The 13,416-nt window shown below is 51.2% G+C and carries 12 protein-coding genes; 2 read left to right on the top strand and 10 right to left on the bottom strand.

Annotation, left to right across the window (positions count from 1 at the left end; genetic code table 11):
• Positions 1-176: 176 nt before the first annotated feature.
• Positions 177-659: an anthrone oxygenase family protein gene (locus ACN4EG_RS10320; protein WP_431629303.1), complete on the top strand. Its 483-nt coding sequence runs from the start codon at positions 177-179 to the stop codon at positions 657-659.
• 48 nt (positions 660-707) lie between these two features.
• On the opposite strand, the gene ACN4EG_RS10315 is transcribed toward ACN4EG_RS10320, so the two are convergent.
• From ACN4EG_RS10315 to ACN4EG_RS10275, 9 genes are all read right to left on the bottom strand, one after another.
• A complete protein-coding gene (locus ACN4EG_RS10315; protein WP_431629302.1) occupies positions 708-2,534 on the bottom strand; it encodes a sensor histidine kinase in 1,827 nt (608 codons plus the stop codon).
• Between the two features lie 278 nt (positions 2,535-2,812).
• A complete protein-coding gene (locus ACN4EG_RS10310; RefSeq protein ID WP_431629300.1) occupies positions 2,813-4,387 on the bottom strand; it encodes a YcjF family protein in 1,575 nt (524 codons plus the stop codon).
• Positions 4,388-4,426: 39 nt separating this feature from the next.
• Positions 4,427-4,765, bottom strand: coding sequence for a DUF2973 domain-containing protein (locus tag ACN4EG_RS10305; RefSeq protein WP_431629299.1), 339 nt, complete (start codon positions 4,763-4,765; stop codon positions 4,427-4,429).
• A 168-nt stretch (positions 4,766-4,933) separates the two neighbouring features.
• The gene (locus tag ACN4EG_RS10300) at positions 4,934-5,254 is read right to left on the bottom strand and encodes a DUF2605 domain-containing protein (protein ID WP_431629298.1); all 321 of its coding nucleotides are present in this window, start codon (positions 5,252-5,254) and stop codon (positions 4,934-4,936) included.
• 507 nt (positions 5,255-5,761) lie between these two features.
• Positions 5,762-6,901 carry a hypothetical protein gene (locus ACN4EG_RS10295; protein WP_431629297.1) on the bottom strand — a complete coding sequence of 380 codons (1,140 nt, stop codon included), beginning with the start codon at positions 6,899-6,901 and terminating at the stop codon, positions 5,762-5,764.
• Between the two features lie 534 nt (positions 6,902-7,435).
• Complete coding sequence (locus ACN4EG_RS10290) at positions 7,436-8,599, bottom strand: LptF/LptG family permease (protein WP_431629295.1); 1,164 nt, start codon at positions 8,597-8,599, stop codon at positions 7,436-7,438.
• A 205-nt stretch (positions 8,600-8,804) separates the two neighbouring features.
• The gene (gene lptB / locus ACN4EG_RS10285) at positions 8,805-9,530 is read right to left on the bottom strand and encodes an LPS export ABC transporter ATP-binding protein (RefSeq protein WP_431629293.1); all 726 of its coding nucleotides are present in this window, start codon (positions 9,528-9,530) and stop codon (positions 8,805-8,807) included.
• A gap of 211 nt (positions 9,531-9,741) precedes the next feature.
• The gene (locus ACN4EG_RS10280; RefSeq protein WP_431629292.1) at positions 9,742-10,311 is read right to left on the bottom strand and encodes an LptA/OstA family protein; all 570 of its coding nucleotides are present in this window, start codon (positions 10,309-10,311) and stop codon (positions 9,742-9,744) included.
• Between the two features lie 187 nt (positions 10,312-10,498).
• Positions 10,499-10,954: a DUF309 domain-containing protein gene (locus tag ACN4EG_RS10275; protein ID WP_431629291.1), complete on the bottom strand. Its 456-nt coding sequence runs from the start codon at positions 10,952-10,954 to the stop codon at positions 10,499-10,501.
• A gap of 107 nt (positions 10,955-11,061) precedes the next feature.
• On the opposite strand from ACN4EG_RS10275, the gene ACN4EG_RS10270 reads away from it, so the two are divergent.
• Positions 11,062-11,610 carry a Uma2 family endonuclease gene (locus ACN4EG_RS10270; protein WP_431629290.1) on the top strand — a complete coding sequence of 183 codons (549 nt, stop codon included), beginning with the start codon at positions 11,062-11,064 and terminating at the stop codon, positions 11,608-11,610.
• A gap of 250 nt (positions 11,611-11,860) precedes the next feature.
• On the opposite strand, the gene ACN4EG_RS10265 is transcribed toward ACN4EG_RS10270, so the two are convergent.
• Positions 11,861-13,009 carry a DUF58 domain-containing protein gene (locus ACN4EG_RS10265; RefSeq protein ID WP_431629289.1) on the bottom strand — a complete coding sequence of 383 codons (1,149 nt, stop codon included), beginning with the start codon at positions 13,007-13,009 and terminating at the stop codon, positions 11,861-11,863.
• Between the last annotated feature and the right edge of the window lie 407 nt (positions 13,010-13,416).

The following is a 13,416-nucleotide window of genomic DNA, read 5'->3' as shown; positions in this document are numbered from 1 at the left end:
CGGCGAAGGTCGGACGACTCACCCCGCACAAGCGCTTGAACTCACCATCCGACAGCGACTCAAGGTCTTGGTAGCTCATCTTCTCTCCACAGAAATGTTGAGGGCAACATTCTTATTCTCCTACCTCCTGCTCTAACTGGCACATCACTCCACTATTCATGCAGGAGGTCTAATCTATGGCACCAACTTATTCTGTAGGGTTTGGCTTAAAACTAGGGGCGATCTTAGGCTGTGGCTTAGTGGCGGGTGTTTTCTTTGCATTTTCTACCTTTGTCATGCCTGCCCTCGCTCGCCTTCAACCCTCTCAAGGGATTGCGGCCATGCAATCAATTAATATTACTGCAACCACCCCGCTGTTTATGTTAGCTCTCTTTGGCACAGCAGGCATTTGTCTAGCTTTAACGATCGGAGTGTTCCTAAAGTGGCCGTATTCAGATTCCACGTATCTACTGCTCGGGAGTGCTTTATATTTACTCGGCAGTATTGGTGTCACCATTGCTTTTAATGTTCCTTTAAACGATTCATTGGCCACAGTGAAACCCGAGAGTCCAGAAGGGACTCTGTTCTGGGCAAGATATCTGACTGAGTGGACATTTTGGAATCATGTGCGAACGATCGCATCGCTAGTTGCCACTCTTCTATTTTCACTAACACTCTGATTTCGCTCGAAGATTTGTACTCGAAGATTTGTGCTCAAATTAACGGGATTAACTCGCAAGGTCGATCGCAGAGGTTGCACAAACCGGAATCGGCACCGTAAACCAGAATATGCTGCCCTGTTCCACTTTGCTGATGACGCCAATTTCTCCACCATGGGCTTTGATGGCTTGATGACAAAGATACAGGCCGAGACCTAATCCAGTAATGTGGCGATTGTGACTACTACGCAGATAGGGTTTGGTAAACATCAGCGCAATTTGTTCCGGTTGCAATCCAACTCCGTTATCCTGCACTCGGCAATATAAACATGGGGCATGCTGCCATGGATGCTGATTTCTCCCACTCGCTTCACGATCGCCGCCATGCCAGCGATTGCTTAGGGGGGGAGTTCTATCCATCCCATCATCTAGCCCTACTTCGATCGTGATCTGGAGGCCCGGTAAATTATGCTGCACGACATTGGTAATCAGATGGCGCACAACCTGTTGAATATAACTACTATCTACGGCAACCGTGGGCAAAAAATCTTGAAATCGGGTAGATACTTGGATATCGCTTTCCCTTAAAAGCGGCTGGAGATCCTCAAGGGTGCGGTGAATCACCCCCGTGAGTTGGGTCGGCTGGCGATCGAGCTGCAGCAACGGTTGACTCGTCGCAGCTTCCTCTTGCAAAGATTTAAGCAAACTGAGTTGACGCTGACTACTGTCCAGCATCAGGTTTAACATCGTAGATGATAGGGGTTGTTCAGTCTGCTTCGCTAAACGTTGCAAGACCATTACCATTCCTAAAATTGGAGTCTGTAAATCATGGCTAATGGCATGAATCAGCCGTTCTTGTTGCTGATTGAGCAGCTGTAAAACTTCCATCTGCTGCTCTAATTGCTGAGTGCGTTCTTTGACTTGTTGTTCCAGCGCAATGGCCGTTTCCTGTGCCTGACGATGGAGATATCCCTGTTGCAGCGCAATTCCAATTTGGGCGGCTAGCTGTTCCAATAATTGAATTTCACGGGTATTCCACTGACGACTGCCCTTGCATTGATGGACTGCAAGCAATCCCATCGTTGCACCAGATATTGCAATGGGTGTACTGATGCCTGCTTTCACTTCATATTTGCAATACAGATAGTGTAGAAAGCCCTTCGATGGTTGGTCCGTCGGGCTATGGTGAACGATCGTTCCACGCTGGCGATAAACCGTTTGTAACTCCGCAATCACCTCTGACGGAAAGCCCTCTTCCGCAATGGAGCCCCACGCTGGATCATTGGATTCTGCGGCAATGTAACCACACCCTTGTGGATTGACTTGGGCGATAAATGCTCGATCGACCCCTAAAAGCCGCCGAATTTCCGCCACTGCAGTTTGCAAAATCTCCTCTACCTGAAGGGACTGGCGAATTCTCTGACTGGTTTCTGTGAGCAGTCGGTTATATTCAGCCTGTTGATAGTCTGCGGTGATATCTTGGACGATGCCCGTCATCTGCAACACCCCGGATTGATGAGCGCAGTCTACGGTGATTTGTTCTCGCACCCAGCGTTCCCGTCCATCTTGGTGTACCAGACGATACTCCAATTCCTCAAGCTGTTGCATGTCTCGCCAACGTTGGTGGACTTGAGCGACCCGATCGCGATCGTCAGGATGCACTTGGGCAAGATAACAGGCATGACTCGGGGGCACCTCTACCGGAATATCCAGTAGGCGATATAAGGGCTCTGACCACTGCAAGGTTTCCTGCGAAGAACCCAGATCGTAGATTTGCCAACTTCCAAGTCCTGCAAGGATTTGAGCGATTTCCAGATGGGTCGATCGAACAGGATTTTGTCCAAAACGCCACACTGAAGAGAGCCATTGCCACAATTGGAAGCGATCAAACCGCATAGAACCTCAACCGGATAGAGGAGCACTGATGTATGGCACTAATTTAAGAGGATGCCGTTAATGTGGGGGATCAGAAATAATCTGACTAGATACCAGGGAACTTCACTCCACCAGTTCATAGTGGCGCATGTTGTCAACTTTGCACTTCACCCACGTAGGTGATCTTGGTAGCACAAAATTGTGATCGGTGTACGATCGGGTGTGAGCGTGCCAGGGGGTTCCATTCACGGGATGGATGCCGCCCCAATAGAATCAGGATCCGTGGCCCAAGGTGGTGCTCAGGCTTTCATCGTCGGTTTTTTTAGTCGATCTTGCGCGTCAGCAAAGGCAGACTTCATAACCGCTTGAATTTGGGCAGGGTCAGGCTTCCGGCCTCCCAGTAAATCCCCAAAATAGGCACAGGCTGTTTCCCCTAAAGCCCAGGTATAGGCCGTGGCCCAGGAAGCCGCAATGACACTCCCAAAACCGGGGATCAGCTTGACCAATTCGCGCCCGATCGTCTGGGCGAGGAATCCCCCCGCGATCGTACTAACCAATCCCCCGGCTTGGGAAACCGTCAATTTTTGGCCATAGAGTTGTCCTAGGAAGGCCACCATGGAGATTTGTACGGCGGTCAGCACGGGCATGGTGGCTAGGGGTAGAGGTACTGCTGCCAGGGTACCCGCCATAATGGCAAAGGGCAGAATGGCCCGACGGGCTGCCTCCCGATAAAGATTACCGACTTGATTCCCCATGCTGCGATCGTCCAAGAGTTGGGCGATCGCCCGAGACTCTGCTTCCGGCAGCAATTCCGCCAAGGTATTCACCAGAGTTTCCAACCCGTAGAAGACTGGATCAAAGCCATCTTCTTCTAGGGTGAAATCAATCAACACTGCCCGATCGAATAGCCCCTGAAAATCCTGCTGAATCTGGGCAAAGGCCCGATCGACCTCGGCGATCTGGGGGGGGTAGGCAGGATGGTTCTCTAGGCTGGGCGGATAGAGTTGATGCAAACAAGTCACAACCAGCAAGCAAGGAACCTCTGGGTGTTTCTGGCGAACTTGCTGGACAATCTGACGGAGGCTATCGGTGGCAAAGTCACCCACACGCACCGTGAGGAGAATGACCTTGGCTGCGGTAGCGGGTTTCCCATCCCAATCATCAGAAGCATCCATCTGGGCCGTTTGATCGGGTTGAACTGGTTGATCGGGGGATGGCGTTCGAGCGGTATCCAGAAGATCTGCATTTCCCGATTGCTCCCGCGATCGCTCAAGGCTCGATCGCTCAACTGTAGGCGCAGAAGCTAGCTCACCCAATAAATCGCGCACGACATCAGAAATTGCCTGCACCCCATCGCCCAATCCGATCGTGTCAACAAATTGCAGGAGGGGTAACTCATCGGTTGGGTAGCTGTAGCGTTGAGTGTGCTGAGTATGGGGCCGAAAACCTTGCCCAATAATTTCCGCAGAAACGCCTGTCAGTCCCCGCACGATCGAGCTTTTTCCGGCCTGCGGCTTGCCGATCAAAATCGCTTCTGTGGTGGGCAAATCTTTGCGGATCTGGTGGAGAATTTCCTTCAGTTTGGTCTCATCCACCCGGAACCACCCTAAAACTGGCTCCAGTAACTGCGGTGTAGGCAAATGCTTCGTTAACTGCTGAGACAGTTGGGTGAATTGATCCCAAGTCTCGCTAATCTTAGGTATCGGGAGATTGGGCAACCTCAACCGATCCAAGGGCCGTTTACTGAGAGCAATTTTTTCTAGGGAAACATTTAAGGGGGCAGTGGGTGGCTCGGCTGAGGGAGGAGAGTTCCGATCAGCTGATTCCTGAGGTTGCAGAGGGGCAGGAGTCGGTTCAGTGGAAGGGTCAGTCATGGAACAGCAGAGGGGCGATCGTCGGCTGCTTCAATCCTATCAACTGTCTTCATCGCTGGAATTGTTGGATTCCCCGCCCGGAGAAGATCGGTAAATCGCATCTAACTGTTCCCTTGCATCTTCTACACTCATGGAACGCATGACAAGGAGGGGTTCATTAATGACCTTGCCGTCCGCATCCAACATTTCTGGATGGGTAGGCATGGGCTGCCGTCTTACAGTTCCTGAGGCAGTGGAATCGTTGCCCGAGCCATTGATCATATTTGAAAGTTCGCGTTGCGATTCTAACCCGAGGGTTAACATGCTGCGAATCAGGTTTCCCACCGCTAGGAACGCAACAATCGTGAAGGCAATGATATACAGGATGTGGAGCCACATAACGCTTTCCCCCAGCCAACTGTTGAGATCACCACAAATGAGGACGAAACAAGGCAACGATGGAATGCCAAGCCCTAATCGTGGGGGGATCCCTGGTCAATTCATTAAATTATAGTCTCTCAGATTTCTGGCAAACCTTAAAGCTTTTCCCGAATCACTTTGGTTCGATCAAGAAGCTTGGGTCGATCGATGCTTCATGCTAACCCCCCAGCATTCGTGAACGAGACGATGCCAATTCATCAAAACGTCAGTTTCAACGCCCACTTGCCCATCCGTTACTTTGAGAAGGGTTTGGGTCGTGGTGACCTCTTGCTGGGCGGTCAGGACGCGCTCTAACAGATTGGTTTGCTGGGATTCTTCGAGGAAGGTAATGCGTTCTTGCTCTAACAGGGATTGCGATCGACCGAACCAGTATTGGAAATCTTCTAAAAGGGGTTCCAGTAAGCTTTTTAGCAAGTCTGGATCGGAGGGGAGAGGTGAGTTAAACATGCTTTATGGAAACATCAAATCTAAATAGTGGAACTTTGAGGAGCTAGGAGAAAAAAGTGAGTCTTTACATTTTTTAACATACTCTCATAATAACCCCAACCCAGTAGAAATGCTCATTTAGTTTCGTGAGGTTGAAGTTCGAAGCTTGCTCCTCGATCAAGGTCGATCTCGGAGCCATAATCCAACGTGAGTTCGATGAATTCGCGGGGCGGTTCGATCGTCGGGGCTGCTCCGCAGCGAAGATCGGGGAACTTCTCCCCGCCCCCCTGCTACGTCAGGGGACTCTACTCCCCCGACACCCCCCGAAAGTGAATGCTCCGTCCCAGTACAGGGGATTTGTGAGGGGAAATTTTGCTTGTCGAACTCACGTTAATCCAGCTTCGGACAGACGCATAGGGTCATGGAAATTCAGCCGTGAAAACTAACAGCAATGACGCTGTAGTGTTCTGCACGGCCTATTCACAGGTCAGTTGGGAATAGAAGGTCGGTTGGGAATAGAAGGTCGGTTTAGGGATTGGAGAAAGTATTAATGCGTCCTCCCCCAATGTAACGACCCGGTGTAGTACGAGGCGTTGTAAATGAGTCTACTTGGGGAATCCCACCCAACTGGGGTTGGTTATTGGTCGCAGCGGAGGTACCAGGAAGCACGGTTTGGTTCATGCCGACGGAGCTGGTACCGGGTTGAGGAATGGTGGATTGAGGAATGCCTACCCCAGGCGTGATCGATGGATTGGCAGTTCCCCCTGTGGGAATCCCAGGCGTACCAAAGGCTGGCGATCGTGGATCAAGCCCTACCGCTGGAGCTTGTTGTAGGACTTGGGTATAGGCGTTGGGTGGGTACTGGGTTGGAGCAGCCCCTGATAGTGCAGCGGGGGTGATCCCCGTGGTGCCCTGCATCGGCAAGTTAGGCGTAAAGGTTGCCTGTGGCCATGGACGAGTGCCTTCTAGGGGAGGATTGGCCAAACTGCTTCCAGGGAATGCAGAAAAGGGCTTATTGGAACTTCCCGCAGGCTGGGTTGAAGTGGGTGAATTCGTGAACCGAGCTAGGGCATCCGCCAAAACATTTTGGGGTGGCGTTCCTTCAGAGGCGGAGCCCAGGGGGGAACGGGCAGTCTGTCCAGGAAACATGGCGCTCTCCAGTCCGGTATTCCCCGTTAAGCCATTGCGGGAGGGGGACAGCGGATCTCCTGGCAAGTTGCCCAACAACGCTAGCTGACTCATGTTCAGTTCAGCTTGACTGGGATTTTTTGGGGTGGGTGAAATGGCAGCGAGCAGTGAGAGGGTCGAAGTGGTCTCTGGATCGCTGCTAGTGGGGTTGGGACTCTTCGGTTTGGCCGTTGGGTTGAGAGGATCTAGGGGAGAGGAACTGGGTTGCTTCACTTGATTGAACAAGACTGACAAGCTGTCGATGTCTGCTCCGATCGCCAAGTCTTCAGCATCCTCAGCGGTTGCAGAGGAGGGAGTAGGAGGCTCTTCTGAACTGGTTGATTGGGAGAATTCTAGGCTTTCTGGATTTTGCCATGCTATCCAACCAAAGGTGGCTGCCAGTCCTAAGGCGATCGCCACCCCCCCCACTCGCGGATCCCGCAACGATCGTAGTCTAGCTTGCCAATACCGTAGTGTTTTGGGAGATTGAGGGGAACGCATAGAAGAAGCTCAAATAAAGATTGAGAATCGATCGAGATGCAATGGCTTAGATGCGATCGGCTGGAACCCAACCAAATAGCCCCCATTGAGTTGAAGCCCCGAGTAGTTTGATCTTAGCTTGCCCTTGACAGACTGGCTGCATAACACCCTTCCTTGTCACCTTGTTGAAGAGCTCCTGTCCCCGGGCTGTCTGGGGTTCTTTCTAATCCTGGTTGGTCGGCAGTAGTAGACAGTAGGAACTATCTTGACGGTGACAGATAAACCCTAGGTATGAGCAAAAGGTACGATGCAGTCACTGAAATGTGATCAAAACGCTGAAATGGAATCAGTAAGATCAAAAAGATGCAACGAGACAAAGAATGCTGATCTAGAGAGATAGAAATTAATGTTTTCTCAATTTTGATGATGTTTATTAGGAAAAGTTTCAACAATCAAAATTGAGACTGCAACTCCGATTTTGATCCCTGTCTACCCGTTCACTCAGCTACTTATTCCGTTCCCTTGGAATTTTATTTAGTACGCTATTCCCTCAACCTATTTCGCAGTACGAGTTAGCAGAAAGCCGCCAATGCTCAAACCAATGAGATTGGGTAACCAAGCTGCTACAACAGGCGCTAAAATTTCCAAATTTCCCATCGCATCGCAGAGAAAGAGCAGAATATAGTAGCCAAAAATAATTAGCACACTGATGGCGAAGCTGGCTCCTTTGCCCGATCGTCGCTGGGGGCGCATTCCCAAAGTGGCACCCACCAAACCAAACACCAAGCAAATAAAGGGAATGGCTAGTTTCTGCTGAATCCGTAGATCAAACTTACGCACCTGTTTATCATCCCCGCTCTGGGCAGAGAGTTCTTGGGCTTCCCGTAATTCCGTGACGGTCATCTCCTCCCAATCTTTTTTGCGGTTGGCTAAATCCAACGGGGTGCGAGGTAGTTGTAGCTGCTGCTGTTGGAACTTAACAATGTTCCGGTAGGAGCCGTCGGGTGCTACGAGGTAAATAGTTCCATTAAAGAAATCCCAAGTGCCCTGCTTGTTGTCCCACATAGCGGACTGGGCTGCAATAATTTGATTTAAGCCTTCCTTGGAAAAGTCGAGAACCGTGAGTCCCTGCATTTCCCGGCCATTGAACTTGCTCGCGTAGAATAACCTTGTCAGGATGCGGTCTTTTGTCCCATCCGGGCGTTTGACTTCCTCAAACTGAGGGGAGAGAATGTTCGATTCCTGAAATTTAGGATTATCTTCATTCAGTGCCTGTTCTAGCGTCACCGTAGCGCGGTATTTAGCCGCCGGAACGATCGCTTCACTGAAGGCAAAGCTCATGCCTGTAATGAAAAAACTCAACGCAACCGCAGGCAAAATCAAGCGATAGGGACTGATTCCCGAACTGCGCAGTGCAATTAATTCACTATCCGTAGACAAACGGCTGTAGAGAATGAGTGTAGCTAGCAACGTGGACATCGGCAGTGCCAAACTGATGTAGTAGGGCAACTGCAAAAAGAACACCTGCACCGCAACGTCCAACGGCAGGTTCATCGTGGTCATCTTGCGGATCAGGTCAAACAGCGTCCCCACGGAGACCCCGATCGACGAAAACGCTCCCACCCCAAATAGAAAGGGCATGGTGAGCTGAGTTGCCAAATAGCGATCGAGGACAGCAATGCCCGGAAAGGCAGGACGGAAAGACGGAGTTGCAGTCATGGTTTGCAGGACATGTCAGGACAAATAGGGCACACAATAGGGCGGGCAGGGAGGATCAAAGGGTTTCTAGATAGGGTACCAGCAAGAACTACGCTGGTCAGTTCTCCCTAGATTTAAACTGGACGGGATAGGGCTAAAACCCAACTTGCAGACGATGGCCAATCGCTATGGACAATCTCCATGAACGATCGACATGAACGATCGACTATGGCTGGAAGTTATCCCCCAGATAGTATTGACGAACTAAGGGATTGGCATAAAGTTCCTCAGCGCTACCAGAGGCCAAAATTTGTCCATCCCGCATAATGTAGGCCCGATCGGTAATTTCTAGGGTTTCGCGCACATTGTGATCGGTAATTAGGATGCCAATGTGGCGATCGCGCAGTTTGGCAATAATGTCTTGAATTTCAGCAACCGCGATCGGATCCACCCCTGCGAAGGGTTCATCCAGCAGCAGAAACTTAGGGCCATCGGGGCCAGCCGCCAGAGCGCGGGCTAGCTCAGTCCGCCGCCGTTCCCCACCGGATACCTGAACGCCCAACGTATTCGCTACCTTTTCCAACCGAAATTCCTGAATCAGTTCCCAGAGGCGGGCTTCTCGGTTCCGTCCCACATTGGTTTGTTCTAGAACTAGGCGAATATTCTCTTGAACGGTGAGATAGCGAAAGATGCTGGCTTCCTGAGCCAGGTAGCCAATCCCCAATCGGGCTCGCTGATGGATGGGTAACTGGGTAATGTCTCCATCGTTCAGCAAAACTTTGCCACCATCGGGCTTTTCTAGCCCAGTTGCCATGTAGAACGTTGTCGTCTTTCCAGCACCATTGGGGCCTAGGAGCCCTACGACTTCACCTTGGGCAACGGATAAATTCACACGGCTAACGATCGACCGTGCACCATAGGATTTATGGACATTTTCGAGTACTAACTTCAAGTCTCGCTCCTGAACGATCTCGTTGCTAGGGCCACCACACGTTTCTGATTATGCCCCATTTAATCTTGGAACGAGAGTAGGCGGATTCCAGCACATCCTGCCCAATTTTCCTGTAACGCGCACAACCAATGCCCTAAATCCGCAGATTGAGGGACACCCAACAGCGATTTTTAGCCCTTTCTATCACTTTCTAACACCGGTTGATCGCTATCTAAGATTTGGGAGAAGATTCACCAGCAGGTTTGATGGGTGTGGCTTTGGGAGCGCTGGGAAACGGCATTTTAGCAGGCTTGACTGGGGCGGGATTCACGGGCACCGGAGCTGGGGCTGGAGCCGCGTTTGCCGTTTCAGGCACCAGATAAATGGCTTCCACTTGACGGTTCTGTTCCGGGAGTGCGACAAACCGCCCTTCATTGACCAAGTAGGTCACCGTTTCTCCCCGCAGGCTATTGCCTTCTTGGAGAATATAAACATCCCCACTCAGGACAATGCGCCCTTCTTTGCTGAAGTAAACTGCTTGGGCAGCGGTAGCTTGAATTTTTCGGGCGGGGTAATTAATTTGCACATTGCCTCGGGCCACAACCACGCCCGTTTTGGCATTGGCTTCGGTGACGTTCGCTTTGAGCTGCATGGCCTGAGGATTCTGTGGGCCGCTGCTGGCAGGCGCGGGTTGGGACGCGGCGATCGCGCTGGGCAACGTGATCCCGGTCGAAAATGTGGCGATCGGTAGAAGTACTAATAGGCCGCAGCGGGTGGTAATTGAGCGAAGCTTTGACAACATGGTGGTTTGGCGAGATGGCGACGGTTGAGGAAGCGATTGCATAGCAATTTCAGTACAAAGGGATACTAACACAGCCACTGATTTCCTGAGACGCGGCGCTCTGGAATAAAGTTTCTCCAGGATCTATAGAGACAGAAGAGTCCCTTCAACGGGATCACCACTGGGCTTTAACGAGGTGATCCTATCCTTATTCTTCCCCCGAAACGGCGACTTTCTGGATCAGAGGACGCGATCGAATCACCTTGTCTTGTAAAGTTTTGTCCTCTGGGGGAGGCGCGATCGCCGCATCTTCTGGAGCCAACAGAACCAAATCGCCTACCCGATCGGCTCCTAGGGTTTGCAAGGTACTCAACAGGTCTCCAGCATCCTGGGTGAGCTGTTCTAAATCCAGCCCTGCATAGTCTGGGAGATAGCCTTGCAGCCGACTCAGCCCTTCTCCCATCAAAATCACGGCTCCGCGCCAGTTACCATTCCCAAAGTGGTACAGCCCCACAGCAATCTGCAAAATGCCTTGGTAGAACTTTTTATCTGCTTCTTCCGCCTGAAACCAAATGGCCTCTAAGATATCGTGGCAAGCATAGAAATTTCCCTGGTTGAACGCCTCAATTCCTTGCCACAGTTCCGCCGGAAATGCATTCCCCATGGGAAACTCGCCTCGTGTTGTAATGGATGCAGAATAGATCGCCTGGGAAGATGGCGTCAAATCTAGACAGTAGGTAAAACCATAGATTGGGTAAAACCCTTGCCAGCATGACAGTAACCCTCTACAAGTGGTCAATCGATCGATACCATGCGGCTATCGAAGCAGGAATTTTTGATGAGCAGCCTGTGGAATTGTTGCAAGGAGATCTGGTTGTCATGGCACCGGAAGGAACAGCCCATGCGGCCTTTAGCAGCGATGCAGCGGACTACCTCCGACGGTTACTCGGCGATCGGGCCCAGATTCGAGATGCCAAACCCATCACCTTGCCTAACAACTCTGAACCCCAGCCAGATTTAGCGATCGTCAAACCGTTGGGTATGGAATATCGAAACCATCATCCCTACCCTGAGGATATTTTTTGGCTAATTGAATACGCCCAGTCAACCCTGGCAAAGGATTTGGGGCAAAAGCAGCGGATCTATGCAGAAGCAGGGATTCAAGAATACTGGGTGGTCAATCTCCAGGATTTTCATCTGCGGGTCTTTCGTGCCCTCCAGACAGGGCAATACACCACTGACCTGACCCTGACCCAAGACACGATCTCACCTTTGGCGTTTCCCGAAATTGCCGTTGAAGTGACTCAGCTGTTGCGTTAGTGTGAGTTTAACTAACGAAATTGTCCCGCACAAATCCCCTGTGCTTGGGCGCAGAATTCACTTTCGGGGGGTGTCGGGGGAGTAGAGTCCCCTGACAAGGCAGGGGGGCGGGGAGAAGTTCCCCGATCTTCGCTGCGGAGCAGCCCCGACGATCGATCCGCACCACGAATTCATCGAACTTACGTTGCATTAGTCAGGACACAATACACTTGAACCCTGCATTGGGAATCCCGTGCTAGAAATTTCCCATCTAAATATCCGCCTGTAATTGTTGAACCAGCGGTCGATCGGGCTGCACCCACAGGCCAGGATGGGACGATGCAGGGATCTGACCCGCACTGACCTCTTGGGCAGACCAGAGCAGCCAACGACTACTGGACGGCAAAGTCCCCACGCTTTCAGCATTGGGGGTCAACCAAATAATGGGACAATCCGGCAAACTTTCCGCGTAGACCAGTTCATTGGGATTTGTCCCGGCCAGGGCATCCAAAACAGCCCGATCACCCTGGACTAACCCCGTTCCCGCAGTCCACAGAGACATCCGCAATTGTTGCCGTTGACCATAGAAATAGAGCGAAGCCGCTGCAATGACCGCTTGCTCAAAGTCTTCGGGTACCCACGATCGGGCACTATCCAAACAAATCACGACTTCTTGTCCAGCGGTAAAAAGCTCCAACTCCCGCACCCGCAGTTCACCATAGCGGGCACTGGTACGCCAATGAATCAACCGGATGGGATCCCCCCAACGGTAAGGCCGCAGCGATCGCGTCACTCCTTCCGTGGCTGACTGGATCCGTCGATCGCTGTTAAACTGAAGGCTCATATCCCGCCCCAGTTGATCAATCATGGGACAGCGTTGCAGCGAGAGTACCGTTGGATGGACGATCGCCACACTGGGACAGGGTTGGGGTCGCCTTGCCCAAAACAAGCCCAAGGGAGCCCCTGTTCGCAGATCCACCGTTTGCCAGCGATAGATGCCCCGTTGCGTGGTGGGCTGCTCGTAGGCCAAGGTGTAACTCGATCGGGGGGCAAAGGTTTCGAGAACCTGTGTCTGGATCTGGCCTAAGGCGGGGGGAATGCGATCTTCGACTTTGAGGAGTGTCTTGGGTCGGCGAGTTGTATTGTGAATCTCCAGTCGAATTTGTAAGGGGTCTCCTGCGGTCACGGGTTCAATGGCATGGCGATCGACTCGAATGCCTTGGACATTCTGCATGACTAGCCGCAAAGCTAGCCCCAACAGCGCAAAAATCACACCACTCATGACATACAGCCAACCGGATAGCGTATTTGTTGCGGCAATGAAAAAGAAAATCGCGAGACAACCGAGTAAGCCCCCACTGTAGGCAGGCTTTGCCCAGCTTCGTTCTAAGCGATCGAACCATGGCTGACCTAGACGCATAGGTGTTGATGATCAGGTAGATGGGCAAGATTCACGAAGGCCATATGAATGGCTAGGAATCAATGGCTAGAAATCAATGGCTGAAAAAATCAATGGGGGCTGGCGTTGCTCCATCAAAATCTCTGACTGGAGCCCCATTAAAATCCCATTGAAATTCCATTGACCCCCTTAAAATATTGGAGCAATCCTAGGGAAGTCGTGTAGGATTTCTAGATTTAGGTAGATGCGACTGGAGACATCGCAGTAAAAGTAGAAATTCTAACTGCTTCTTATCTTTTCTTTAAAGAACCCAAAATTTTAATCAAACCATTAACAGATCACGAAATTTGGCCCAGATTCGACTCACAAAACATGAAGAATCCCTATTCATTCCTCTCAACTTCGGAATTTTTAGATACATTCTTAGG

Origin of the sequence: Alkalinema pantanalense CENA528, from assembly GCF_050753345.1 — a bacterium.
GTDB classification, from domain to species: Bacteria; Cyanobacteriota; Cyanobacteriia; order Leptolyngbyales; family Leptolyngbyaceae; genus Alkalinema; species Alkalinema pantanalense.
This window is presented reverse-complemented; position numbering and strand designations above follow the sequence as displayed.

Excerpts from the sequence above, each read along its gene's own strand:
- ACN4EG_RS10320 (WP_431629303.1), top strand. The coding sequence starts at position 177 with ATGGCACCAACTTATTCTGTAGGGTTTGGCTTAAAACTAGGGGCGATC.
- ACN4EG_RS10315 (WP_431629302.1), bottom strand. The coding sequence starts at position 2,534 with ATGCGGTTTGATCGCTTCCAATTGTGGCAATGGCTCTCTTCAGTGTGG.
- ACN4EG_RS10310 (WP_431629300.1), bottom strand. The coding sequence starts at position 4,387 with ATGACTGACCCTTCCACTGAACCGACTCCTGCCCCTCTGCAACCTCAG.
- ACN4EG_RS10305 (WP_431629299.1), bottom strand. The coding sequence starts at position 4,765 with ATGTGGCTCCACATCCTGTATATCATTGCCTTCACGATTGTTGCGTTC.
- ACN4EG_RS10300 (WP_431629298.1), bottom strand. The coding sequence starts at position 5,254 with ATGTTTAACTCACCTCTCCCCTCCGATCCAGACTTGCTAAAAAGCTTA.
- ACN4EG_RS10295 (WP_431629297.1), bottom strand. The coding sequence starts at position 6,901 with ATGCGTTCCCCTCAATCTCCCAAAACACTACGGTATTGGCAAGCTAGA.
- ACN4EG_RS10290 (WP_431629295.1), bottom strand. The coding sequence starts at position 8,599 with ATGACTGCAACTCCGTCTTTCCGTCCTGCCTTTCCGGGCATTGCTGTC.
- ACN4EG_RS10280 (WP_431629292.1), bottom strand. The coding sequence starts at position 10,311 with ATGTTGTCAAAGCTTCGCTCAATTACCACCCGCTGCGGCCTATTAGTA.
- ACN4EG_RS10275 (WP_431629291.1), bottom strand. The coding sequence starts at position 10,954 with ATGGGGAATGCATTTCCGGCGGAACTGTGGCAAGGAATTGAGGCGTTC.
- ACN4EG_RS10270 (WP_431629290.1), top strand. The coding sequence starts at position 11,062 with ATGACAGTAACCCTCTACAAGTGGTCAATCGATCGATACCATGCGGCT.
- ACN4EG_RS10265 (WP_431629289.1), bottom strand. The coding sequence starts at position 13,009 with ATGCGTCTAGGTCAGCCATGGTTCGATCGCTTAGAACGAAGCTGGGCA.